Annotated in this window: 23 protein-coding genes; 10 read left to right on the forward strand and 13 right to left on the reverse strand. The window is 61.3% G+C overall.

What is annotated here, in order from left to right:
* Nucleotides 1–201 precede the first annotated feature (201 nt).
* Nucleotides 202–1,860, forward strand: coding sequence for a cytochrome c oxidase subunit I (ctaD, locus tag ACXADQ_RS19795; RefSeq protein WP_475325468.1), 1,659 nt, complete (start codon nt 202–204; stop codon nt 1,858–1,860).
* A gap of 121 nt (nt 1,861–1,981) precedes the next feature.
* Entirely contained in the window at nt 1,982–2,479 is a 498-nt protein-coding gene (locus ACXADQ_RS19800; RefSeq protein WP_475325472.1) for a DUF2244 domain-containing protein, read from the forward strand.
* A gap of 45 nt (nt 2,480–2,524) precedes the next feature.
* Here the strand turns inward: ACXADQ_RS19800 and ACXADQ_RS19805 are convergent, their stop codons facing one another.
* Nucleotides 2,525–2,980: a GatB/YqeY domain-containing protein gene (locus ACXADQ_RS19805; RefSeq protein ID WP_475325476.1), complete on the reverse strand. Its 456-nt coding sequence runs from the start codon at nt 2,978–2,980 to the stop codon at nt 2,525–2,527.
* 217 nt (nt 2,981–3,197) lie between these two features.
* Between ACXADQ_RS19805 and carA the strand changes: the two genes are divergently transcribed.
* Together carA and ACXADQ_RS19815 are read left to right on the forward strand one after the other, a co-directional pair.
* On the forward strand, nt 3,198–4,355 hold the full coding sequence (gene carA / locus ACXADQ_RS19810) for a glutamine-hydrolyzing carbamoyl-phosphate synthase small subunit (protein WP_475325481.1): 1,158 nt from the start codon (nt 3,198–3,200) through the stop codon (nt 4,353–4,355).
* Nucleotides 4,356–4,433: 78 nt separating this feature from the next.
* Nucleotides 4,434–6,353 carry a glycosyltransferase gene (locus ACXADQ_RS19815; RefSeq protein ID WP_475325485.1) on the forward strand — a complete coding sequence of 640 codons (1,920 nt, stop codon included), beginning with the start codon at nt 4,434–4,436 and terminating at the stop codon, nt 6,351–6,353.
* Here the strand turns inward: ACXADQ_RS19815 and ACXADQ_RS19820 are convergent.
* On the reverse strand, nt 6,302–6,955 hold the full coding sequence (locus ACXADQ_RS19820; protein WP_475326110.1) for a GntR family transcriptional regulator: 654 nt from the start codon (nt 6,953–6,955) through the stop codon (nt 6,302–6,304). The two genes, ACXADQ_RS19815 and ACXADQ_RS19820, sit on opposite strands and share 52 nt — an antisense overlap.
* A gap of 81 nt (nt 6,956–7,036) precedes the next feature.
* On the opposite strand from ACXADQ_RS19820, the gene ACXADQ_RS19825 reads away from it, so the two are divergent.
* The 3 genes from ACXADQ_RS19825 to ACXADQ_RS19835 all read left to right on the forward strand — a co-directional run bounded on the left by ACXADQ_RS19825 (nt 7,037) and on the right by ACXADQ_RS19835 (nt 9,278).
* Nucleotides 7,037–7,681: a pyrimidine 5'-nucleotidase gene (locus tag ACXADQ_RS19825; RefSeq protein ID WP_475325489.1), complete on the forward strand. Its 645-nt coding sequence runs from the start codon at nt 7,037–7,039 to the stop codon at nt 7,679–7,681.
* 112 nt (nt 7,682–7,793) lie between these two features.
* Nucleotides 7,794–7,997, forward strand: a complete 204-nt coding sequence (locus ACXADQ_RS19830; protein ID WP_475325493.1) for a hypothetical protein — start codon at nt 7,794–7,796, stop codon at nt 7,995–7,997.
* Between the two features lie 75 nt (nt 7,998–8,072).
* Complete coding sequence (locus ACXADQ_RS19835) at nt 8,073–9,278, forward strand: UbiH/UbiF family hydroxylase (RefSeq protein WP_475325497.1); 1,206 nt, start codon at nt 8,073–8,075, stop codon at nt 9,276–9,278.
* Here ACXADQ_RS19835 and ACXADQ_RS19840 read toward each other — a convergent pair.
* The 4 genes from ACXADQ_RS19840 to ACXADQ_RS19855 form a co-directional block, all read right to left on the reverse strand.
* Nucleotides 9,275–9,742, reverse strand: coding sequence for a DM13 domain-containing protein (locus tag ACXADQ_RS19840; protein ID WP_475325501.1), 468 nt, complete (start codon nt 9,740–9,742; stop codon nt 9,275–9,277). The two genes, ACXADQ_RS19835 and ACXADQ_RS19840, sit on opposite strands and share 4 nt — an antisense overlap.
* Nucleotides 9,743–9,751: 9 nt before the next feature.
* Complete coding sequence (locus tag ACXADQ_RS19845; protein WP_475325505.1) at nt 9,752–10,888, reverse strand: aminotransferase class V-fold PLP-dependent enzyme; 1,137 nt, start codon at nt 10,886–10,888, stop codon at nt 9,752–9,754.
* A gap of 61 nt (nt 10,889–10,949) precedes the next feature.
* The gene (locus ACXADQ_RS19850) at nt 10,950–11,420 is read right to left on the reverse strand and encodes an Lrp/AsnC family transcriptional regulator (protein ID WP_475325509.1); all 471 of its coding nucleotides are present in this window, start codon (nt 11,418–11,420) and stop codon (nt 10,950–10,952) included.
* Entirely contained in the window at nt 11,417–11,872 is a 456-nt protein-coding gene (locus ACXADQ_RS19855) for an Lrp/AsnC family transcriptional regulator (RefSeq protein WP_475325513.1), read from the reverse strand. Before ACXADQ_RS19855 ends, ACXADQ_RS19850 begins: the two co-directional genes overlap by 4 nt.
* Nucleotides 11,873–12,004: 132 nt before the next feature.
* Between ACXADQ_RS19855 and ilvC the strand changes: the two genes are divergently transcribed.
* Both ilvC and ACXADQ_RS19865 read left to right on the forward strand, forming a co-directional pair.
* Complete coding sequence (ilvC, locus tag ACXADQ_RS19860) at nt 12,005–13,027, forward strand: ketol-acid reductoisomerase (RefSeq protein WP_475325518.1); 1,023 nt, start codon at nt 12,005–12,007, stop codon at nt 13,025–13,027.
* Between the two features lie 129 nt (nt 13,028–13,156).
* Nucleotides 13,157–13,723 carry a hemerythrin domain-containing protein gene (locus tag ACXADQ_RS19865; RefSeq protein WP_475325522.1) on the forward strand — a complete coding sequence of 189 codons (567 nt, stop codon included), beginning with the start codon at nt 13,157–13,159 and terminating at the stop codon, nt 13,721–13,723.
* A 33-nt stretch (nt 13,724–13,756) separates the two neighbouring features.
* Here the strand turns inward: ACXADQ_RS19865 and folP are convergent, their stop codons facing one another.
* The 7 genes from folP to ACXADQ_RS19900 all read right to left on the reverse strand — a co-directional run bounded on the left by folP (nt 13,757) and on the right by ACXADQ_RS19900 (nt 22,970).
* On the reverse strand, nt 13,757–14,770 hold the full coding sequence (gene folP, locus ACXADQ_RS19870) for a dihydropteroate synthase (RefSeq protein ID WP_475325526.1): 1,014 nt from the start codon (nt 14,768–14,770) through the stop codon (nt 13,757–13,759).
* A gap of 24 nt (nt 14,771–14,794) precedes the next feature.
* Complete coding sequence (locus ACXADQ_RS19875) at nt 14,795–15,712, reverse strand: dihydroneopterin aldolase (protein ID WP_475325531.1); 918 nt, start codon at nt 15,710–15,712, stop codon at nt 14,795–14,797.
* 103 nt (nt 15,713–15,815) lie between these two features.
* Nucleotides 15,816–16,445, reverse strand: a complete 630-nt coding sequence (locus ACXADQ_RS19880) for a cell wall hydrolase (RefSeq protein ID WP_475325535.1) — start codon at nt 16,443–16,445, stop codon at nt 15,816–15,818.
* A gap of 166 nt (nt 16,446–16,611) precedes the next feature.
* Nucleotides 16,612–19,167, reverse strand: coding sequence for a pyruvate, phosphate dikinase (gene ppdK, locus ACXADQ_RS19885; RefSeq protein ID WP_475325539.1), 2,556 nt, complete (start codon nt 19,165–19,167; stop codon nt 16,612–16,614).
* 116 nt (nt 19,168–19,283) lie between these two features.
* Nucleotides 19,284–21,512 (reverse strand): glycine--tRNA ligase subunit beta, encoded by a 2,229-nt coding sequence (gene glyS, locus ACXADQ_RS19890; RefSeq protein WP_475325543.1) that lies wholly within the window; start codon nt 21,510–21,512, stop codon nt 19,284–19,286.
* Nucleotide 21,513: 1 nt separating this feature from the next.
* A complete protein-coding gene (locus ACXADQ_RS19895; protein ID WP_475325547.1) occupies nt 21,514–22,041 on the reverse strand; it encodes a DUF6446 family protein in 528 nt (175 codons plus the stop codon).
* Nucleotides 22,038–22,970, reverse strand: a complete 933-nt coding sequence (locus ACXADQ_RS19900; RefSeq protein ID WP_475325552.1) for a glycine--tRNA ligase subunit alpha — start codon at nt 22,968–22,970, stop codon at nt 22,038–22,040. Before ACXADQ_RS19900 ends, ACXADQ_RS19895 begins: the two co-directional genes overlap by 4 nt.
* A 188-nt stretch (nt 22,971–23,158) precedes the next feature.
* Here ACXADQ_RS19900 and ACXADQ_RS19905 point away from each other — a divergent pair, with 188 nt between their 5' ends.
* Nucleotides 23,159–24,874: a serine protease gene (locus ACXADQ_RS19905; protein ID WP_475325556.1), complete on the forward strand. Its 1,716-nt coding sequence runs from the start codon at nt 23,159–23,161 to the stop codon at nt 24,872–24,874.
* Nucleotides 24,875–24,892: the final 18 nt, after the last annotated feature.

Genomic DNA, 24,892 nt, shown 5'->3' on the forward strand with positions numbered 1-24,892 from the left:
TCCCCCTGACAGCATCCCCCACAGGACCAAAGTCGGCAAAAGCCTGAAAACCGGGGGCGATCTTCAAGAGGGTGCGACAAAATTATTTGATCTACATCAATATACGCGATTGCCGCCAAGGCAGCGACATTCTAAAACCAGAATTGGACCGCGGGCGCAGAACCTCTCTGCGCCTTTACTCACACCAATAGGAGGCAGAGTATGGCAGACGCAGCCATCCATGGCCACGGACACGAAGACCAGCGCAGTTTCTTCACCCGCTGGTTCATGTCCACCAACCACAAGGATATTGGTATCCTTTACCTGATCACGTCCGCCATCGTCGGCCTGATCTCGGTATGTTTCACCGTTTACATGCGCCTGGAGCTGATGGAGCCCGGCGTTCAGTACATGTGCCTCGAAGGCTTCATGGCTGACCCCTGTACCCCGAATGGCCATCTTTGGAACGTGCTGATCACCTATCACGGCGTCCTGATGATGTTCTTCGTGGTGATCCCCGCCCTGTTCGGCGGTTTCGGGAACTATTTCATGCCGCTGCAAATCGGCGCGCCGGATATGGCGTTCCCGCGCATGAACAACCTGTCCTTCTGGCTGTATTTCTGCGGTACCGCACTGGGTGTGGCCTCGATGCTCAGCCCCGGCGGCAACGGCCAGCTGGGTTCGGGCGTTGGCTGGGTTCTGTACCCGCCGCTGTCCACGCTCGAAGGCGGTATGTCCATGGACCTGGCGATCTTTGCCGTGCACGTGTCGGGCGCCAGCTCGATCCTGGGCGCGATCAACATGATCACCACCTTCCTGAACATGCGTGCCCCTGGCATGACCCTGTTCAAGGTTCCGCTGTTCGCCTGGTCGATCTTTGTTACCTCGTGGCTGATCCTGCTGTCGCTGCCCGTTCTGGCCGGCGCCATCACCATGCTGCTGACGGACCGGAACTTCGGCACCACCTTCTTTGATCCGTCCGGTGGCGGCGACCCGATCCTGTACCAGCACATTCTGTGGTTCTTTGGTCACCCCGAGGTGTACATCGTGATCCTGCCCGGTTTCGGCCTGGTCAGCCACGTGTTCGGCACCTTCGCGCGCAAGCCCGTCTTTGGCTATCTGCCGATGGTCTGGGCGCTGATCGCCATTGGTGGTCTGGGCTTTGTCGTGTGGGCGCACCACATGTACACCGTTGGCATGTCGCTGACGCAGCAGAGCTACTTCATGCTGGCCACGATGGTCATCGCGGTGCCCACCGGGGTTAAGATTTTCAGCTGGATCGCAACCCTGTGGGGCGGCTCGGTCGAATTCAAAACCCCGATGCTGTTCGCCTTTGGCTTCCTGATCCTGTTCACCATCGGTGGTGTGACCGGTATCGTTCTGAGCCAGGCCGGTGTGGACCGCGCCTATCACGACACTTACTACGTCGTGGCGCACTTCCACTACACCATGTCCATGGGTGCAGCCTTTACCATCTTCGCTGGGATTTACTTCTACTTCAGCAAGATGACAGGGCGTCAGTACTCCGAGTTCTTCGGCAAGATTCACTTCTGGCTGTTCTTCATCGGCGTCAACCTGACCTTCTTCCCGCAGCACTTCCTGGGTCGTCAGGGCATGCCGCGCCGCTACATCGACTATCCCGAGGCATTTGCCTACTGGAACAAGATCTCGTCGATTGGTGCCATGATCTCGTTCGCTTCGTTCATCCTGTTCTTCGGCATCGTGATCTACGCCCTGCTGAAGGGTAAGAAAGAGACCGCCGCGAACCCCTGGAACGAGTATGCGGATACTCTGGAATGGACCCTGCCCTCGCCGCCGCCCGAACACACGTTCGAAACGCTGCCCAAGCGCGAGGACTGGGACAAGGGTCACGCCCACTAAGGCGCCCCTGATCCAAAACTTCGAAAGGCTCCGCTTATGCGGGGCCTTTTCTTTTGGCCAATTGCCAGTCTGCGGCGATCGGACCATCGACATTCGCCGTGTGAAATCTATACCAACATCCATGCCCTATCTTTGGACCAACGATTCCAACAGTACCGAGATCCTGCGCCTGTGGCCGCACCGCTCTTTACCGCGCAAGGGCTTTGCCGCGATGATCCTCATGGCCTTTGTGTTGGGCACGATCCCCCTGTACGGCCTGCTGGGCACCGTGTTTCTGTGGGGGCTGCTGCCGTTTATTCTGGCCGTGATCGGCGCGCTGTGGTGGGGCCTGGAAAAATCCTATCGCGATGGCGATATCCTCGAGCTGCTTAGCCTGCGCCCTGACAACATGCTGGAGCTGCATCACCGCGCCGCGGATGGCAGCGAATACCTGTGGGAATGCAACGCCTATTGGGCCCGGGTTGAAATGCATGTCAGTGCTGGCCCCGTGCCATTTTACGTGACGCTGACCGGCAACGGCCGCGCCGCCGAGATCGGCCGGTTCCTGTCCGAGGACGAACGCAAAGAGCTGTTCAACGAACTGACCCGCACCCTGGACGACCTGCGCAACCGCGCATGAAAAAGGGGCCACGCGGGCCCCTTTCCTATGACATTCGAGGACCAGTCAGCCCGACAACTTATCCTTAACCATGGGACCCACGGCGCCGAAATCCATCTGGCCGGTGAACTTGGCCTTCAGCGCGCCCATGACCTTGCCCATGTCCCGGATCGAGCTGGCGCCGATCTCGGCGATGGCTTCGTCCACGGCTTTGGCGGCCTCGGCCTGGGACAATTGGCGGGGCAGGAATTCCTCGATCACCGAGATCTCGGACAGTTCCCGCTCGGCCAGGTCCAGACGACCGCCCTCTTCATAGGTGCGCGCGCTTTCCTGGCGCTGCTTCACCATCTTGCCCAGGATCGCCAGGATTTCAAAATCGGCGACCCCTTCGTCCTTGCCTTCGCCGCGCAGGGCGATGTCCCGATCCTTGATCGCCGCATTGATCAGGCGCAGGGTCGACAGTCTGTCCGCTGCCTTTTCCTTCATGGCCTGTTTCAGGGCCGAATTGATCTTGTCTCTCATGTGCGAAGTCCCATCCCCTTGGGTATGCATCCAGAGGCGGACACTACCCAATCCGATATCCCGTAGCAAGCATCCCCTCCCCGACGTCAGCCCCCTTGTTTTCAACAGCCCAAGAGTGCCGCAGAAAGCGGCCCTTTCGCTGTGTTCTGCCTCTTGACCCCGCTGCCGTCGGACCATATTACCCAAGCAATTTGCCACCCCTCAGGAGACTCGCATCATGGCCCAGACGCCCTCTTCCCGCCCGACCGCCTGCCTGGCCTTGGCTGACGGTTCTGTCTTCTATGGTATGGGCTTCGGCGCAACCGGGGTGGCCCAGGCCGAGCTGTGTTTCAACACCGCCATGACCGGCTATCAGGAAATCATGACCGACCCGTCCTATGCGGGCCAGATCGTGACCTTTACCTTCCCCCATATCGGCAACACCGGCATCACCCCCGAGGATGACGAAACCGCCGATCCTGTCGCCGCTGGCATGGTGGTGAAATGGGACCCGACCGAGCCCAGCAACTGGCGCTCGGCGGGCCGTCTGGCCGATTGGCTGGAACAGCGCGGCCGCATCGCCATCGGTGGTGTGGATACCCGCCGCCTGACCCGCGCCATCCGTCAAGCCGGGGCGCCGCATGTGGCGCTGGCCCACGACCCCGAGGGCAATTTTGACATCGAGGCGCTGGTCGCCCAGGCGCGGGCCTTCCCCGGTCTGGAAGGCATGGATCTGGCCAAAGAGGTCACCTGCGCCCAGTCCTATAAGTGGAACGAGATGCGGTGGGCCTGGCCCGATGGCTATCCGGTGCAGGACGCGCCCAAACACAAGGTCGTTGCCGTCGATTTCGGCGCCAAACGCAACATCCTGCGCTGCCTGGCCTCGGCCGGGTGTGACGTGACCGTGCTGCCCGCCACCGCCACCGCCGAAGAGGTGCTGGCCCACAATCCCGACGGTGTGTTCCTGTCGAACGGCCCCGGCGATCCGGCGGCCACCGGTGAATATGCTGTGCCGATGATCAAATCGGTGCTGGACGCTGACCTGCCGGTCTTTGGCATTTGCCTGGGCCACCAGATGCTGGCCCTGGCCTTGGGTGGCAAGACCATCAAGATGAACCACGGCCACCATGGTGCGAACCACCCGGTCAAGGAACATGGCACTGGCAAGGTCGAGATCACCTCGATGAACCACGGGTTCGCCGTGGATGCCCAAAGCCTGCCCAACGGTGTCAGCGAAACCCACGTGTCGCTGTTTGACGGCTCGAACTGCGGGATCGCGATGGATGATCGCCCCGTGTTCAGCGTGCAGCACCACCCCGAGGCCAGCCCCGGCCCGCAGGACAGCTTCTATCTGTTCGAGCGATTCGCCGACAACATGGCCGCGCGCAAAGCTTAACAGAAATAAACACACGTTAACCGCGCGTTAACTGTCCGCCCCCGATGATCTATTCTGGCCAAACCAGGAGAGATCATCGTGACGTTTCAGGAACGTCTGCCCTATCAGATCCGGCAAAGGTCGCTGGGGCAGTACCTGATGGATCTGGATATTCTGTCGGCGTCGCAATTGTTGCGTGCCCGATCTCAGCTGCGCGGCTCTAGTGCGGATCTGGGCGACGTTCTGGTGGCCGAAAACATCCTGAGCAATACCGGGTTTGCCGAGATCAGCGCCGAATGGATGGGCACACGCTGCGTGCAGCTGGACGATCTGGTGACGGATCCAAAGCTGCTGAGCGCCGCGCAGGCCCGGACCTATCTCAGGCACCTTATCCTGCCGCTGTATGAAGATCAGGGGGTGACCTATGTGGCCACAGCGCGCCCCGACCAGTTCCAGACGAGCCTCCAGGCGATCCAACATGATTTCGGGGTTGTCGTGCCACTGGTCACCACGCGCGAGGCTTTGCAGGCACGGATCGCACAACTGTTTCGCGCCGAGCTGACCCAAGAGGCCTCGGAACGTGTCCCCGATATCGAGAGCTGCCGCATCTGGGGGCATGACACGCGTTGGCGGATGCGGCTTATGGTGTTGCTGACCACTGCGGCGCTTATTTTTCTGGTTTGGAAACCGCTTTGGGTCTTCTCTGTCCTGATTGCCTGGGCCAGCTTTACCTTGCTGGTAGCGTGTTCGATGCGACTTGTGTCCCTTGTCGCCTTTGTCAGTCGGGGCGGGGCGCATGCGCCGCGTATCCTTGGGCCCGCAAATGGCCCACCGCGCGATCGTCCTGTTATCTCGGTTTTGGTCCCGCTGTTTCGGGAACGCGAGATCGCGCACGCCCTGTTAAAGCGACTGGAACGGCTGGACTATCCCAAGCATCTTCTGGACGTTGTTCTGGTGCTCGAGGAAAATGACAGCGTCACGCGCGAGGCCGTTGCAATGGCCGACTTGCCCCACTGGATGCGCGTGGTTGTGGTTCCCGAAGGCCAGCCCAAAACCAAGCCGCGCGCCATGAACTATGCGCTGGATTTCTGTCGCGGCGACATCGTCGGCATTTTCGACGCCGAGGACGCCCCCGCCCCCGATCAGTTGGAAAAGGTCGCGCAGCGCTTTGCCGAAGGCCCCGACGATCTGGTCTGTTTGCAGGGGGTTCTGGACTATTACAACGCGCGTCAAAACTGGCTGGCGCGGTGTTTCACCATTGAATATGCCACCTGGTTTCGCGTGATGATGCCCGGCATGGAGCGGCTGGGTTTTGCGATCCCGCTGGGGGGCACCACCCTGTATTTCAAACGCGAGGCCCTGGAAAAACTGGGGGGATGGGATGCCCACAACGTGACCGAGGACGCAGACCTGGGCTTTCGTCTGGCGCGCCATGGCTACCGTACCGAGATGTTGCCGACCACCACCCGCGAAGAGGCTAATTGCCATACAATTCCGTGGGTCAAGCAAAGATCACGTTGGCTGAAGGGCTATATGGTGACCTATCTGGTGCATATGCGACAGCCGCGGGTTTTGCTGCGCCAGCTGGGCCTGCGCAAATTTGTGGGCTTTCAGATGCACTTTGTAACGGCGCTATCGCAATTCCTGCTGGCGCCACTGCTCTGGTCGATGTGGATGATCGTTCTGGGCCTGCCCCATCCCTTGCCGTTGCTCGTGTCCCAGGACTGGATCAGCACCATGGCCGTGCTGTTTTTCGGAGCCGAGCTGTGCACTATGATGGCTGGCTTTGTCGCTGTATCCGGTCCGGCTCATCGCCACCTGTTGCCCTGGGTGCCGACGATGCATTTCTATTTTCCGTTGGGGGTTCTGGCCGCTTACAAGGCCCTGTACGAGCTGATTTTCGCCCCGTTTTATTGGGACAAAACCCAGCACGGGCATTCGTTGAACACGGCCAAACCGGCGGAAAATCAGACCGAGGCGTCCAGCTTCAACCGGGTAACAAAAGCCTTGGAGATGTGATTTTTCAGGGCCTTATACGCCCCGTCCTCGTCGTGGTTTTCGATCGCCCGCACGATCGCATCATGTTCGGCCAGCGCGTCCTCGCCACGGCCTTCGGCGGCCAAAGACGTCGTCGCCATCAGCGCCATGGACCGATGCACCAGATCCAGCTGCTGCACCAGATACCGGTTGTGCGAGGCCAGATGGATCTGTTTGTGGAACCGCCGGTTCGCGCGCGACAATGCAGACGGATCCCCCAGCAGCGCCGCATCCTCTTCGACCATATCGCGCAACACGCGGACCTCTTCTTTGGTGGCGTGTCGGGCGGCCAGACGGGCGGCCAGACCTTCAAGCTCGGCGCGCACCACATAGAGTTCGGACAGCTGGTTGTGATCCAAAGAGGCCACGATCAGGCTGCGCCCGTCGCGAGTCAGCAGAGATTGCGTTTCCAGCCGTTGCAACGCCTCGCGGATCGGTGTGCGCGACACACCGAAACGGTCGGCCAGCTCGCTTTCCACCAGCCGGTCACCGGGACGGTATACGCCGGTATCGATTGCCTCAAGAATGAGCGAATAGGCATCCCTTTGCACTGCGTTTCCTTTTTTCTGCCGCGCGTCGTACATCCGGGTACAGTAGACAAGCGTTTGCATCGCGATCAACCCTTGGCTCTTGCGCCTTTCGTCGCGCCCCCCTAGCGTCCGACTATGCCGAAACAGTCTTTCTTGCATGTCACCCACTGGGTGTTTGATCTGGACAACACCCTGTATCCGCCCCAGGCCCGTCTGTTCGACCAGATCGAGCGGCGCATGACCGCGTATGTGATGGCTGAACTGGGTGTGGACGAGAAACGCGCCAACCATCTGCGCCATCACTATTGGCAGACTTATGGCACCACGCTGGCCGGGCTGATGCGCGAACATGACCTGGACCCCGAACCCTATCTTGTTGATGTTCATGCGATTTCTTTGGAACATCTGGAAAAAGACAGCGAACTAGCCGCGCAAATCCGCGCTCTGCCCGGCCGCAAGATTGTCTATACCAACGGCAGCGCCCCCTACGCGCAGAGGGTGCTCGAGGCGCGCGGGCTGGATGGATTGTTTGACGCGGTATACGGCGTCGAGGACGCGGGATTTCTGCCCAAACCCGAGCCCGAGGCCTTTGCGCGCATATTCCGCAAGGATGGCTTGCCCGCCGGTTCGGCCGCGATGTTCGAGGATGACCCCCGCAATCTGGCCGCGCCGCATGCAATGGGGATGCGAACCGTTCACGTTGCGCCCGATCCGCATGACGCCGATCACATCCACCACCACACCGATGACCTGAGGGATTTCCTGTCGCGCCTGACCTGATCCGCGCGGGCGAAGTTTCAAGCCGGACACGTCGCCGCACTGCGGCAATCCGATCCATTCCATTCAAGAACCTGAATGCTAGATCAGCCTCAGTTTCAGGAAAGGACCCCTCATGACCGCGATTGACGCCTCGACCGGCCCCGCCGCACCGACCAAGAAAATTTCCACCGAGATTATGATTTTGCTGATCACCCTTCTGGCCGTTGTGGCCTGGGGCGCTTCGGTATTTTTCTTCGGTATTCCAGGCCTTTACATCCCTGCTCTGGCCATGGTGCCGGTGATGTACGTGATGTTGATCATCATTTCGCGCGGCTAAAGCGCAGGGATGACAGGATGCCGCTTGGAATGCCCCGCTGTTCAGCACTAGATTGCCGGACAGGAGGCCTCGAAGATGAGCACTGAATTCCAAACCGTTGATATTCTGGTCTCCGGCGGCGGTGTCGCCGGATTGACCGCCGCAGCCCTGTTTGGCGCAACTGGCTTTTCCGTTTTATGTGTCGATCCCACCCCGCCCGTGACCGAGCGGGACGCCGAAGGATCGGACCTGCGGACCACGGCATTTCTTCAGCCCTCGCAAACGCTGTTGGAACAGGCCGGCATCTGGGACCGTCTGGATGCTCATGCCGCGCCGCTGCAAATCATGCGTATCGTGGATGCGGGCGGGGCCGAGCCCAAGCCACGCATCGTGAAGGATTTTAACGCCGCTGACATCTCGGAACAGCCGTTCGGCTGGAACCTGCCCAACTGGCTGTTGCGCCGTGAAATGCTGGCCCGTCTGGCCGAACTGCCAAACGTCGAGTTCCGCCCCGGCACCGGCACCGCCACCCTGTTCACCCGCCAGGCCGAGGCCCGCGTGGGCCTGACCGATGGCAGCCAGATCCGGTGCAAGCTGGTGATCGCCGCCGACGGGCGCAACTCACCCGTGCGCGAGGCCGCGGGCGTGAAGGTGAAAACCACCCGCTATGGGCAAAAGGCGCTGGCCTTTGCCGTGACGCATCCGATCCCGCATGAAAATGTCTCGACCGAGATTTACCGCTCGGGCGGGCCGTTCACGCTGGTGCCCCTGCCCGATCACAACGGCCTGCCGTCCTCGGCGATCGTTTGGATGGAAGAGGGCCCCGAGGTCCTGCGCCTGTCCAAACTGCCCGAGGCCGAGTTCGAGGCCGCGATGACTGAACGATCCTGCTCGCTGTTCGGCCCGTTGACGCTGGCCTCGCGCCGGACGGTCTGGCCGATCATCAGCCAAGTGGCCGAGCGCATGTATGCCGAGCGCGTCGCGCTGGTCGCCGAGGCCGCGCATGTGGTGCCGCCCATCGGCGCGCAGGGGCTGAATATGTCGCTAGGCGATATGCGGGTGCTGCTGGAATTGGCGCAGGCCAACCCCGATCAGCTGGGCGACGCCAAGATGCTGGAAACCTTCCACCGTCGCCGCCATACCGAGGTCCGCGCCCGCGTGGCTGGGATCGACCTGCTGAACCGCGCCTCGATGATGGAGGCCCGCCCCCTGCGGGACCTGCGCGCCATGGGGCTGAACGCGATCTACTCGCTGGGGCCGGTACGCAAGACGATGATGCAAATGGGGCTGGGCACCCGTTAACGGTACTTGGCGGCGGTGATGAATTCGCCAAACGCCTCGCACCAGATCAGCACCGTGGTATAATCATTGATATCAATGCCTTGCGGGACATCCACGATGACCCCGCCAAAGGTTTTGACATCGCCGATCTGGGTCGAGCGGTCTTTGACGGCCTCGAATTCGGCCTCGTCAGTCACGAATTCGGGCACCAGATACATTTTGTAATCCGGCCCCGGCGCCAGCGCGCCCTCGTGCACAACCCGGTCCGCCGAGACCGACACGGTGCCCTCGCCCCAATGCAGGAAATCGCTGCCCTTCAGATCGCGGGTAAACTCGGCCGTGTATTCAGCATCCTGCGCCATCTGGGCCAGTTCGGCGGCGTCGGGGCTGTCTGGTGCGGTCAGAATCGGCAGCAGGTAAATCCCCAGCGCAAAGCCGATGGCCAGAGCGCCGCCATGTGTCACCAAGAGGATAAGTTTTCGCATGATCGCCCCCTATTCTTCGTCCAAAACCGCGTTCAGCACCGGGCGCAGGCGCGCCAACGTGCCCTCGACATCATAGAGCTTGTCCAGCCCGAACAGCCCCAACCGGAAGGTCATGAACCCCTCGGGCTCGTCACAGGCCAGCGGCACCCCGGCCGCGATCTGCATGCCTTGCGCCGCGAATTTGCTGCCGTTCTGGACACCGGGATCATTGGTATAGCTGACAACAACGCCCGGCGCGCCAAAGCCATCGGCGGCAACGGATTTTATACCTTTTTGCGCCAGCATGGCCCGAACACTGTCACCCAAGCGCCATTGCGCCTCGCGCAGTTTCTCGAATCCGTATGCGCGGGTCTCTGCCATGGTATCGCGGAAGGCGCGCAGAGCATCTGTCGGCATGGTCGCGTGATAGGCATGACCACCGTTTTCATAGGCCTGCATGATCGCATGCCATTTCTTGAGGTCGATGGCAAAGCTGTCCGAGGTCGAGCTTTCCAACCTCTCCAACGCGCGGTTCGACATCATCACCAACCCCGCCGAGGGCGAGGCTGACCATCCCTTTTGCGGCGCCGAGATCAACACGTCCACGCCCGTGGCCTGCATGTCCACCCAGACACAACCGCTGGCGATGCAGTCCAACACCATCAGCGCGCCGACCTCGTGCGCGGCCTGCGCCAGCGCGGTGATGTAGTCATTCGGCAGGATCAGCCCGGCACTGGTTTCCACATGCGGGGCGAACACCACGTCGGGGCGCGCGTCGCGGATGGCGGCGGTGACCTCGTCAATCGGGGCCGGAGCAAACGGCGATTGTGCGCCGTTTCCGGTCTGCCGCGCCTTGAACACCGTGGTCTGCGCGGCGAATTCCCCGGCCTCGAATATCTGGCTCCAGCGATAGGAAAACCAACCATTGCGCACGATCATCGCGTGGGCATCATGGCCGAACTGGCGCGCGACGGCCTCCATCCCATAGGTGCCACCACCGGGGATCAGCGCCACGCCATCCGCGTTGTAGACCTCTTTCAACATATCCGAGATATCGCGCATCACCTGCTGAAAGGCAGCCGACATATGGTTCAGTGACCGGTCGGTGAAAACGACGGAAAATTCCTGCAATCCATCCGGATCCACGGTATCAAGCAATGCGGGCATCTGCGGGTCTCCTTTACCTTTGGGCCAAGGATACGCCGCGACGCGCGCACATGTCCAAGGCTCAATCGTTGCTTTCCCCAAGGGGACCGGGGCGGCGCTCTTCGCTTAGCAAAACGTTTGCTTCCACGTCCCCCACCCCCGGCAGGGTCATCACCCGGCGGCGCAGCACCCGTTCAAAATCAGCGATATCGCGGGCCGTGACCCGCAGGCGATAGTCATACATGCCCAGCACGTGTTCGACCGTTTGCACCTCGGGGATGGCACTGACAGCACGTTCGAAATCCTCGAGGCTGACGCGCCCCTTGGTGGCCAGTTTGACGCCCAGAAAAACGGTCACGCCAAAGCCCAGCTTTTCCCGATCCAGATCCAGGCGGCGCCCCGCGATCACCCCGGCATCGGTCAGCCGTTTGACCCGCCGCCAGGTCGCAGGCTGCGACAAACCAAAACGGCGCCCCAACGTGCTGGCGTTCAGCGTTGCATCCTGCGCCAAGGCCAGCAGGATGTTGTGGTCAATCTCGTCCAGATCAATCATAGCGGCAACGCCTCTTCGGATTTGATGCGGGCGACATGCATAAGGGCCTCGATATCGTTGATATGAGGCAGCGTCAGAATTTGCGCGCGGTAAATCTGCTGGTAATGCGCCATGTCCCGCGCGATCACCGACAGGCGCACATCCACCCGGCCCAAGAAGGTCTGAATCTCGATCACCTCGGGGATGGCGCGGGCGGCTTCGATGAAATCGTCAAAGGCGCGGGTCTGGGTTTTGTCCAGGGTGATGCGCAGCGATACCTCGACTGTAAAGCCAAGCGCGCGCCAATCAATCACCGCCCGTTGACCGCGATAAATTCCGGCCTCGCGCAGCTTCTCCAGCCGTCGCGACAGGCGCGAGGTCGTCATCCCCAACAGATTCGCCAAATCCGGCAATGACTGTTCGGGGTCGTTCTGCATGAAGCGCAGAATGCGTCGGTCCAGATCATCAAGCATGAATCTTTCACTATGATATTTTTTGAAGAATGAAAAGAACGTCTAGCCCCCATTTTCCGCCAGGACTAATCTGTTGATTTCACCCAAACAGCGTATGATCCGGCTCAGAAAAACAAAGGAAGGAGCGCCAAAATGCGCGTCTATTACGATCGCGATTGCGACATCAACCTGATCAAAGACATGAAAGTGGCCATCCTGGGCTATGGCTCGCAAGGCCACGCCCACGCGCTGAACCTGCGTGACTCGGGTGCGAAAAACGTTGTCGTCGCCCTGCGCGAAGGCTCGCCCTCGGCCAAGAAAGCCGAAGGTGAAGGTCTGCAAGTGATGGGCATCGCCGAGGCCGCTGCCTGGTGTGACCTGATCATGTTCACCATGCCCGATGAACTTCAGGCCGAAACCTACAAAAAATACGTCCACGACAACATCAAACCCGGCGCGGCCCTGGCCTTTGCCCACGGTCTGAACGTGCATTTTGGCCTGATCGAGCCCAAAGAAGGCGTCGACGTCATCATGATGGCCCCCAAAGGCCCCGGCCACACCGTGCGCGGCGAATACTCCAAAGGCGGCGGCGTGCCCTGCCTGGTCGCCGTCGACACCGACGCAACCGGCAAAGCGCTGGAAATCGGCCTGTCCTACTGCTCGGCCATCGGTGGCGGTCGTTCGGGCATCATCGAAACCAACTTCCGCGAAGAGTGTGAAACCGACCTGTTCGGCGAACAGGCTGTTCTGTGCGGCGGCCTGGTTGAGCTAATCCGTTGCGGTTTCGAAACCCTGGTCGAAGCTGGCTACGCGCCCGAAATGGCCTACTTCGAGTGTCTGCACGAAGTGAAGCTGATCGTTGACCTGATCTATGAAGGCGGCATCGCCAACATGGACTACTCGATCTCGAACACTGCTGAATACGGCCAGTACGTCACCGGCCCGCGCATCCTGAAATACGACGAAACCAAAGCCCGCATGAAAGCCGTTCTGGAAGACATCCAGTCGGGCAAATTCGTCCGCGACTTCATGCTGGAAAACACCGTTGGTCAGCCCACGCTGAAAGCTTCGCGTCGCGCCAATGACGAGCACATGATCGAAGAAACCGGCGCCAAGCTGCGCGGCATGATGCCGTGGATCTCGGCCGGCAAAATGGTCGACAAAGAGAAAAACTAAGGGCCCTGCCCCAAGGTTGAATGCTGCGAAAGCCCCGGTTTCCCGCCGGGGCTTTTGTGCATTTGGGGCATAGCAGCTGTGCGATTTTGCGATCTGTTACAGTATTACACCCCTACCTATCTGGGGGGCATGAAACACTATGACATCCATACACGGCAGGGTTTGCCGGCAGATTTGCGGACCCTGCTTCGGGACTATCCACGCGATGCGTGGCCGGATCACCCGAATTTCGCCCGCTCGATCCGCAATTGGATGGGCGCTCATGCAGGGTTTCGCGCCGCTTCGGAGCTTTTGAACGCGCAAAGCCACCAAATGCTGGATCGGGACATTGATCCTGAACGGTTCATCGCCAACCTGGGCTATTACGGCCGCGGGCTGGTGCAAAACCTGCATGGCCATCATACGTGGGAGGACCTGAAATTCTTCCCCGAGCTGTCCTCGGCCGATGATCGGTTCGATCACGGGCTGGACATGCTGGAAACGGACCACGCTGAAATGGACGGGCTGTTGGACGGCTTCTCGCGCACGATGAATCGCGTGCTGCTGCTGTCGCAAATGGCGCCGGATCAAGTGGGGGAAGAGATGCCGGAGCTGGCCGAGCAAACCGAAGCCTTGCAAGGCTTCTTGCGCCGCCACCTGAGTGACGAAGAGGATCTGGTCGTCCCGATCCTGCTGCATCACAAGATGCGTGGTTAACGAAACAAGGCCCTGATCCCCCGGATCGGGGCCTTATTCGTCATACGCGGCGCGGTGCACGGCCATCCACAAATCCAGCGCCGAGCGGGTTTCGGCCACGTCATGAACCCGCAGCATCTGCACCCCGTCCATTACGGCGCGCAACCCTACGGACACCGACCCCGAGGCCCGATCCTTGGGGTCAGGCGCGTTCGCAATTGTGCCGATGAAACGCTTGCGCGACACGCCCAGCAGAATGGCGCATCCCAGTGCGTGGAACAGCGACAAACGGTTCAAAAGCAACAGGTTATGCTGAAGCGTTTTGCCAAACCCGATGCCCGGATCAACGATGATCTGATGGCGGGGAATGCCTGCGGCGACCAGTGCCTCGACCCGCTGTTCCAGGAAATCGTAGACGTCCAGCAAAACGTCGTCATAGCGCGGGGCGTCCTGCATGGTTTGCGGATCGCCCTGCGCATGCATGACCATCACCGGCAGGCTCGCATCAGCGCAATAGCCAGCCAAATCAGCATCAAACGTGAAACCAGAAACATCGTTAACGATATCCGCGCCGGCCTCGACGGTGGCCTGAGCAACCTCGGTCTTGCGGGTGTCAATCGAGATCGGAATATCCATCTGAGCCTTGATCGCACGGATCACCGGCGCGGTGCGGGCAATTTCCTGATCGATGGGCACATATTCTGCGCCCGGACGGGTGGATTCCCCGCCAATATCGATCAGATCCGCGCCCTCGACCACCATCTGACGGGCGTGCGCCAGCGCCTGATCAGGGGCATTGTGATCGCCTCCGTCTGAAAAACTGTCGGGCGTCACGTTCAGAATACCCATCACCGTGGGGCACTCCATAGGTAGGCCAGCCACCGACGCGCGCGGGGCTGTCAACCGTGCCAGAACCTCGGCAGGGGCGTCTTTCGCGGCGATCAACGTGCTGCCGTCGCGGGTGAGGACTTCGATCCGGTCGAACCAGGTCCACCCACCGGCCAGCGTCAACGCGCCCTCGGGGCGCAGCAAATCAGATTGCGGGACAGGCCGATAATACTTTTTCATATCAATATCATACCTATTGCGAGATCACAGAACCCGCACGTCCAGCGCGACTGCGCGCAGGGGCATGTCCTGATCCTGCGGCAGATCCTCGCCAATGATCAGAACGTCTGCGGCCTCCATTTCGCGGGCAAACCACAGGACCAGCGCCAAGGCATCGCGGGGCTGCGCCGAAGGGCCATCGACCGCGTCCAGTACAATCTTGGACGGGGCCCAGACGCTGATCTGATCGTTCTTCATCGCCCAGTCCAGCTCGGTCCGGGTGTTGACCACCACACAGCGCGCGTCGCGCCCGGCCAGCATCCAGGCGTTCTGCTCAATGGCCAACAAATCAATCCGGCGCTGCACCATGGTCGCGCCCGCCTGAGGCGCCGCGACATCGGGCGCCCCGACACACAACACCGTGGGGCGGTGCTCGGATTCAAGCTGATCAATCCACGCCGCCAGCAACGGCGATTGAATCGCCGCGTTGGACAGATAGACGATCTGCGGATGGGGCTTGTCATCCAGATGCGGGGCCGGCTCAGCCGCTGAACGCGCCCGCACGATTTCGACGCCCAAGGCACCGGGTCCACGATCCAGCTTTTCGATCCGCACAAAGACGCGCATGGCCTGAGGTTCCAGCAAAATCCGTTCGGCCACACGTTCGGCCAGAGTTTCCAGCAGGTTCAGGCGTTCTTCGGCCAGCTCGTGGGCAATCGCTTCGGTCACACGGTCATAGGACAGGATGCGATCGACATCATCGTCCACGGGACCGGTCAAAGGCTGCACCTCGACCACGATATTGAAGCGGATGCGCTGGGTCGTGCCGCGTTCTTGTTGGAACGCACCGATTTCGACCTCGACCACGTGATCGCGCAACGAGATGCGATCCAGCGGCCCCTCGGCCGTTGCCTCGGCGCGTTCAGAGGGATGCGCAAAAGCCCATTTGATTTCCTGAGACATGGTCTTTCCTAGGTAGCAGCAGTCAATTCGCGGCCAAACTAGCGCCAAACCCAACAAGAGAACAGTCGCGGACCGTCATTCAACAGCCGAAACCGTCATCTGCCTACTTCTGAGACAGCTCGGTCGGGTGGACATAGAAGTGGTGCACACCGATGGTTGCCGTCCGGGGGAACTTGCGCGACCAGTTGGGGCTGACGGCCTTGGTATGATAGTAGGTGGCGCCGTCGGTCAGTTCGCGCGGGGCACCGCTGAGCGCCAGTTTCGCGATCTTTCCAACACGGTCATAGGCCGCATGTTCGTGGACGACCTCGGGGTTGCCATCGCAGGTATAGGTGAACTGGCACTGGTATTTGCGCCCGGTGCCCTGATGGATCACGCCGCAGACCGAATTGGGGAAACGCGCGCTGTCGACCCGGTTCAGGATGACCTCGGCCACGGCAAACTGGCCCTTCACGCTTTCGCCGCGGGCCTCGAAATACAGGGCTTCGGCCAGGCAGGACCATTCTTCGTCGCCTTTGGCGACGGGCAGACCAGCCAGCCATTCGCGGGTATAGGTGATCTCTTCGACCTTGCCTTCGGGACGCAACAGACGGCTGAGCCGCAGCGAGGACATGCCAAAAAGCCCGCGCCGTTCCTGTTTCACCACCTGATCCATAGGGGTATCCGCCTGCGTGGGCATTGCCACCGGCAGGGCCAATCCAAGGGCCAATCCAACGATCAAAAGGCTGCGCATTTGCTTATCTCCGAACCACGATGGCGCAAAAAGCACCACCACAGCCACCGGCGCATAGAGAAAAAAACCGGTTTCGTCCACCCAAGCGAATGTTCACGAATGGGTTAACGGGGCCGCGACAGCGTCGCCAACCCGTGTAGATGAATCAAAAACCGTTACAATACGGTTACTTACAGGGAATCCCCCGCATTTTGTCGCGGACGGTCAGTTGTGCGGCCGCCAAACGTGCAACCGGCACCCGGAACGGTGAACACGAGACATAATCAAACCCTGCTGCGCGGCAGAATGCAATTGATTCGGGGTTGCCGCCGTGCTCGCCGCAAATCGACAATGTCAGGTCGGATTGCGTCTCGCGACCGCGTGCGGCGCCGATGCTCAGCAGCTCGCCCACCCCGTCAGTGTCCAGCATATGGAACGGATCCTCGGGGTAGACCCCCTGTTGCACATAGGTGGACATGAAACGCCCGGCGTCATCGCGCGACAGACCATAGGTCATCTGCGTCAGGTCGTTCGTGCCGAAGGACAGGAATGCACATTGCGGCGCGATTTCCCCGGCCCGCAACGCTGCGCGCGGCGTTTCCACCATCACCCCCAGACGGTACTCAAAGTTCACACCGCTTTCGTTGCGCACGGCCGCCGCGACCGCGTCGATCCGGGTTTTGACCAGCTCGACCTCGCGTTTGGCTGACACCAGCGGGATCATGATCTCGGGCACCACAGGGTCCCCATCGCGGCTGCCTTCGATCGTCGCTTCGAAAATGGCGCGGGCCTGCATTTCATAGATCTCGGGCACGGTGATCCCCAGACGGACCCCACGCATCCCCAGCATCGGGTTGTACTCGCTCAGGGCCTCGACCCGGCGAGTGACGTCGGACAAGGGCAGATCCAGCGCCTCGGCCAGTTCGCGATGCCCGGCCCGATCCGAGGGCAGGAATTCGTGCAAGGGCGGGTCAAACAGACGGATGCAAACGGGCTGTCCCTGCATGATGCGGAACAATTCGGCAAAGTCATCGCGCTGCATCGGCAGCAAACGTTCCAAGGCGGCGCGTCGGTCTTCGCTGTCATCTGCAAAGATCATCTCGCGCATCACGGTCAGACGGTCAGCCTCGAAGAACATGTGCTCGGTCCGGCACAGGCCGATCCCTTGGGCGGCAAAGTTGCGGGCCGTTTGCGCATCGGCGGGCGTATCGGCATTGGCGCGCACCCCGATATCGCGCACCTCGTCGGCCCAGCCCATCAGGGCGCGAAACGCATCGTCCTGTGCGGCCTCTTGCAAGGGGGCCTCACCGGCCAGGACCTCGCCATTGGTGCCGTCAATCGTGATCACATCCCCTGCACGGAATTCACGCCCGTCGGTCGAGACAAGCACCTTGCGGCGCAAATGGAACTTCAGGCTGGAGGCCCCGACCACGCAGGGCAGGCCCATCCCACGCCCGATCACCGCCGCGTGGCTGGTCATGCCGCCGCGTTCGGTCAACACGGCCACCGCGGCATGCATTCCGCGAATGTCTTCTGGGCTGGTTTCGCGTCGCACCAGAACACAGGCTTCGTCCCGCGCCGCACTTGCCTGGGCCTCGGCCGCCGAGAACACGATCCGTCCTGTCGCGGCACCCGGGCTGGCCGCGATCCCAAAGGCAATCGGGTCGCGACTGGCGCTCGGATCCACTTGCCGGTGCAACAATTCATTCATCGCACGAGGTTCGATCCGCAGCAGGGCCTCTTCTTTCGAGATAATCCCATCCTCGGCCAGGCTGACCGCGATCCGCACCGCCGCCCGCGCCGAGCGCGCCACCCGCACACCGTCCAGAATATGCACCTGGCCATCTTCGATGGTGAACTCGGCCTGCATTTCCTCGCGCAGGCGAATACGCATCAGCTTGGTATGTTCGATCAGATCGTCGAAGGCCTGCGGGGCCAGTTCCTGCAACGAGGGGCCCCGCGGATCACGTTCCAGGTACAACGCTTCGGGCCCGGCCTTCAACGCGTCCCGCCCCTGCGACTGAGACAGATAGCGCCCGGTGATCTGGGGCTCTCCGGTCTTGGAATTCACCAGCTGGATCACACCCGAGCCGCATTCACCCTTGCCCATCCCCATGGCCATTTCCTGAACCACAAGGCCCAGACCTGCATCGGCAGGCGCGCCCTTGGCCTGGCGCAGCAGGCGGGCGGTTGTGCCCTCCCAGGCGCGCGCCATCGAGCGCAATACCTCGCCCAGTTGCACCGCCGGATCCTGAGGAAAAGTCTCTTCGGTTTCGTCTTCGTAGGCGCGCAGCACCTCGGACAGGCCTTCGGGGCCGTCCATCGCCACGTCCTCGAACATATCCGGGTCCAGCCGCGCCACGTGAATTGCATAGGCCTGCACAAACCGGAAATACATCGCGCTGGCCGCATCCTGGCCCAGCATGTCGCACAGATCGACATACACCGCGTCATTCATGCCGATATTCAGCACCGCCCCCGGCCCACCCCAATCGGGATCTTCCGAAGAGGGGCGCACGCACAGCAATGGCACATCGCCAAATGGCTCCAGCATCGCGTGAATGTCCGGCATTTCCCCGGCCGCAATCCGATGCACGGCATCAAAGCTCAGCGCCACGGTCTTGGGCACCGGCAAGTCCAGTCGCACCAGGCGTTGCAGGCATTTTGCGCGCCCGCCATGAGTGTTGGTCGCCACAGGGGCGGATTGCGTGATCAGGGTAACATCGGGATCGTTTTGCTGCACTGCGGCGCCTTTCCTAAGTTGCCGCAGAATACGCCTGATCCCAGACAAGGCAAGCCCGCGCCTGGAAAAATCCGGGCACGGGCCAAATTAGCAGAGGTGGCAGGACGCGTGTCGCCTTAGCCCTCGACCACCGTCAGGTCTGCCACGCTCAGGCAGATCCCGCGAATGCGCGACAACAGGTTCAGGCGGTTGCGGCGTACGATTTCGTTGTCGGAATTGACCTGGACAGCCTCAAAAAACGCATCAATCGGCGCCCGAACCGAGGCCATCGCCCGCATTGCGGCTTCGAAATCCTCGGTTTCCATCGCGGGGTTGATCTGGGCCTCGGCCGCGTCCAGCGCGGCGAACAGCGCCTTTTCTTCGTCGGTTTCGGCGAATTTCACATCCGCGCCATAGGAATATTCCACGCCATCCTTTTCCTCGGCCTGAGTCAGGATGTTGTTGGCGCGTTTAAACCCTTGCAGCAGGTTTTCCCCGTCATCGGTCTTCAGGAAATCCCCCAGCGCGCGGGCGCGTTTGACCAGCAGCGTCAGGTCGTCATTGCCGGGCATGGCCAGACAGGCATCAATCACGTCATGGCGCAGGCCCTGATCGCGCAGATAGACCTTCAGGCGGTCATGGAAGAAGCTGAGCAGATCGGCGCTGGTGTCCGGCACGGGCGCGGCCACGGTTTCGACGGCCGTTTTCGCATCGCCAGTCAGGCGGTTCAGCACGGTCTCCAGCGCGGCGCCAAATACGCCGTGATCGGCGATTTCATCGACCAGCGTGTTCATTGCCTCCAGGTCGTCACCGTTGGCATCAGCCTGGTTGATCTGGTGTTTCAGCAGCTGGCTGTCGATGAAGCGATCCAGATTTACGCGGATGTCCCCGGCCAGAATGATGCGGATCACCCCCAGCGCAGCGCGGCGCAGCGCGAAGGGGTCCTTGGACCCGGTGGGTTTCTCGTCAATCGCCCAGAACCCGGTCAGCGTGTCCAGCTTATCGGACAGCGCCACGATGGACGAAACGGGCTCGGACGGCACATCATCCGAGGGGCCAAGCGGTTGGTAATGCTGTTCACAGGCGTTGGCGACGGGCTGCGGCAGGCCCGCGGCCTGCGCGTAATAGCGCCCCATCAGGCCCTGAAGTTCAGGGAATTCATAGACCATTTCCGAGGACAGATCGGCCTTGGCCACCTCGGCGGCTTGCTGCGCCAGATCGGGTTCGACCGACAGCACCGGGGCGATCTCGCGGCTCAGGGCGGCGATCCGGTCGATCCGCGCGGCCTGGGTGCCCAGCTTGTTGTGGAAGGTCACGTTGGACAGGCGCCCGGTCCATTCGGACATGCCCTGTTTGGCGACGCGCAGGTCGTTTTCCCAGAAGAATTTCGCATCCGACAGACGCGCCGACAGCACCTTTTGGTTGCCCGCCAGAATGGTCGCGCCCTGATCGGTGGTTTCGCGGTTGGCGACGGTGATGAAGCGTTCGATCCGCCCGGTTTTGGGGTTCTTCACGCTGAAAAACTTCTGGTGCTCTTTCATCGAGGTTTGCAGCACCTCGGCGGGCAGTTCCAGGAATTCGGCGCCGATCTCGCCCATCAGGACGACGGGCCATTCGACCAGACCGGCCACCTCGGCCAGCAATCCGCGATCCTCGACAACCTCCAGACCGGCGGCGAAGGCCATGTTGGTGGCGTCCTGCCAGATATGATCAGCCCGTTCTTCGGCGGACAGGATTACGTGGTCGCGTTTCAGCTTGGCGGTGTAGTCATCAAAGCCGGACACAGCAAAGCGCCCCGAGGCCATGAAACGGTGCCCTTGGGTGGTGTTGCCAGCCTCGATCCCGTCGACGGACATGGGCACAGTGGCGACCTCGCCCGCATCATTGGTCAGGATGCACAGGATCGAGTGCAGCGGACGCACCCAGCGCAGTGCCCCTGCGCCCCAGCGCATGGATTTGGGCCAGGGGAAGTTGCGGATCGTGGCCTCCAGCACCTCGGCGACGATGTCGGCGGCGGGGCGGCCCGGTTTTTCGATGGTGGCGAAGTAAACGTTGCCCTTGGGGGTTTCGCGTTCTTCCAGCTGATCACGGGTCAGACCGGCGCCGCGCAGGAAACCCTCAATCGCCTTGTCGGGCGCGCCGACCTTGGGGCCTTTGCGTTCTTCGCGCACGGTGGGGCTTTCGTCCAGCAGGCCCTGCACGGTCAGCGTCAGGCGGCGGGGCGTGGAAAACGCGGCCGCACCGGCATAGGTCAGACCGGCGTCAACCAGACCGTCAGTGACACGCTTTTTTAGGTCCTCGGCGGCGCGGGCCTGCATGCGGGCGGGGATTTCTTCCGAGAAGAGTTCGATCAGCAAATCGGACATATCAGTGGCCTTCCGGCGGAGTTGGGCAATCTGCGGGGACGGGTTCGCCATTGAACACGACCTCGCCGCAATGGTTGATCTGGTGCCAGACATAGCCGCGCCCGTCGTCCATCACGGCGACGATGCGATCAATGCCATAGCGATAGTTTTCCTGACCCAAGAAGGCCAAGGCGGTGCCATTTTCCAGCGCGCGGCCCAGTTCCTTGGCGTCGAAACAGTCAAACCAGCCGGGCGCAACCAGCGGCGCGGCTTTGGCATAGGGCTGGAAGGTCTCGGTCAGCATGGCCTGGCTGTGGCCGGTGGTGAAGCAAGCGCGGAACCGGATGGGCGAGCTGTCGGAATCGATCGCCTGGAAATTCTCATAGAGGATCGGTTCGGGCTGACCGCTGGCCAACGAGGTCATCTGCACGTCGTCCGTGCCCGAGGCCGAGACCTCGTCATAATAAGCGTATACCTGAAGGTAATACATCGCCACACCGGCGGCCAAAGCAGTTACCACGATAAGCCCCGCAATCAGTTTCCCGGTCATTCGGCCGCCCAGCCCCCGGCCTCGGTTTGCACAAAGGCATCAGCGCATTTCTTGGCCAGCGCACGGACGCGGCCGATGTATGCCTGACGTTCAGTGACGGAAATCACGCCGCGCGCGTCCAGCAGGTTGAACAGATGGCTGGCCTTGATGCACTGGTCATAGGCCGGATGGGCCATGATGATGCGCTTGCCGGTCTTGGGGTCCACGTTTTCCTGCGCCAGGATGTCCTCGCATTCCTGCTCGGCCTCTTCGAAATGCTTCAGCAGCATGTCGGTGTTGGCTACGTCAAAGTTCCAGCGGCTGTATTCCTGTTCAGTCTGGCGGAACACATCACCATAGGTCAGTGCAATCGGCGCGTCGGGCGCGTTGAAGGGCATGTCCATCACGTGGTCCACACCCAGCACATACATGGCCAGACGCTCCAGACCATAGGTCAGCTCGCCCGAGACCGGGTGACAGTCGTGCCCGCCAACCTGCTGGAAATAGGTGAACTGGCTGACTTCCATACCGTCGCACCAGACCTCCCAGCCCAGGCCCCAGGCGCCCAGAGTGGGCGATTCCCAGTCATCCTCGACAAAGCGGATGTCGTGCAGGTCCATGTCGATGCCGATGGCCTGCAGGCTGCCCAAATACAGATCCTGCAGATCCGGCGGGCTGGGTTTGATCAGCACCTGATACTGATAGTAATGCTGTAAACGGTTGGGGTTCTCGCCATAGCGCCCATCGGTGGGACGGCGCGAGGGTTGTACATAGGCCGCAGCCCACGGAACCGAGCCCAAAGACCGCAACGTGGTGGCCGGGTGGAACGTGCCCGCGCCGACCTCCATGTCATAGGGTTGCATCACGGCGCAGCCCTTTTCAGCCCAGTAGTTCTGAAGCCTCAGGATGATCTCTTGAAAGCTGCGCGGTTTGCTGGTCGTGTCTGCCATCAGTCCTGCCCTGACATTCCTGCCCTGTCGCCCCACAAAGAGGCAAAGAAAAATTCCCGCCCTACCTACGTCCAGCAGGAAGCGGGGTCAATTGCACGAACTTGCATTATTTAAGTGCACCAGACGCCCGATTTGCTAAAAACAGGCCAAAGACGACGAACAAAACAGGGCAAGGACCTTTTGAAATTATGTTGAGATTAGTGACTGCCGCCTTTCTTTTCGTGCTGCTGGCCACCCGCAGCCTGTTTGCCCAGGACGATGCTGTCTGGGTGCAGATCGAGGCGCAACCCACCCTGGCTGACGCCACGCAACGCGCCCGGGAGTATTCGACCCGGCTGCAAGACGTGAACGGATTCGCCATGCGCGGAGGCTGGTACGCCATCGTGCTGGGCCCCTACGCGCGCCGTGACGCCGAACAGGTTCTGCGCGTTTACCGCTCGGAACGGGCGATCCCGCGCGACAGCTTCATCGCGTATTCGTCAAACTTCGAACGGCAATTCTGGCCGGTTGGCGAAACCGCTGTGCAGCCCGTCACGGTAGACGACCCAGATCCGGAACCCGTATCCGAGCCCGACATCCGCGAGGTCGATGAAACCCCGCGCGAAGCCCGTGCCAGCGAAAACCTGCTGACCCGCGACGAAAAACGCGATCTGCAACGGCTGCTGCAATGGGCGGGGTATTACAACTCGGCGATTGATGGCGCGTTTGGGCGCGGCACCCGGGCCTCGATGGCCGCCTGGCAAGAGGCCAATGGGTACGAGCCCACCGGCGTTCTGACCACCCGCCAGCGGGCCGAGCTGCTGGCGCAATACAACGCCATCCTGGAAGGTCTGGACCTGCAACTGGTCGCCGAGGGGCGCACCGGCATCGACATCCAGCTGCCGCTTGGCGCCGTGAGCTTCGACAAATACGAAGCCCCATATGCGCATTTTGCCCCCACAGGCACGGTGCCGGGTGCGCGGGTTCTGCTGATCTCGCAAACCGGGGATCGCAACACGCTCTATGGCCTGTATGACATCATGCAAACGTTGGAAATCGTGCCGCTGAATGGCCCGCGCAAGCTGGACAAGAACTCGTTCCTGCTGGTGGGCGAAGGTGCGGATTTCATCTCGCACACGCAGGCCACGCTGAAGGATGGTGAGATCAAAGGCTTCACCCTGATCTGGCCCTCCGGCGACGAAGAACGCCGTGAACGCCTGCTGGGCGAGATGCAGGCCAGCTTTGAACGCACCGACGGCGTGCTGGACCCAGCCGCCGGCAGCAACATGGATCAACGTGTCGATCTGGTTTCCGGGCTGGAGATCCGTAAACCTGCGCTGACTCGCTCGGGGTTCTTTGTGGATGATCAGGGCACCGTGGTGACCACCGCCGACGTGGTGGCGCAATGCTCCCGCATCACCATCGAGGACGGCCTGGAGGCAACCGTGCTGGGCTCGGATCAAAACCTGGCGGTGCTGCGCCCGTCAGAGCGGCTGGCCCCGGCGACCGTTGCCCGTTTCCAAACCGCCATCCCGCGTCTGCAATCCGAGATCACCGTTTCAGGCTTTTCTTTCGGGGGTTTGCTGGACGCGCCCACGCTGACCTATGGCACCCTGGCTGACCTGCGCGGCTTGCAGGGCCAGGAAGAGCTGAACCGGCTGGCCCTGGCGGCCCTGCCCGGCGATGCGGGCGGCCCGGTCTTTGACACGGGCGGCGAGGTTCTGGGTATGCTGCTGCCTGCGGCCACGGGCGACAAACAGCTGCCCAAGGATGTCAGCTTTGCCCTGGACAGCAGCGAAATTCAGCGCCTGCTGGGTGATCTGGGCCTTAGCGCCGCGCAAACCGACCTGATCACCGCCATGCCCCCCGAGGACCTGACCGGCCGCGCCATGGGCATGACCGTACTGGTCAGCTGCTGGCAGTAAAGACTGTGTGAAACATCA

The sequence above is a fragment of the Thalassovita sp. ABM4_323 genome, assembly GCF_056158665.1.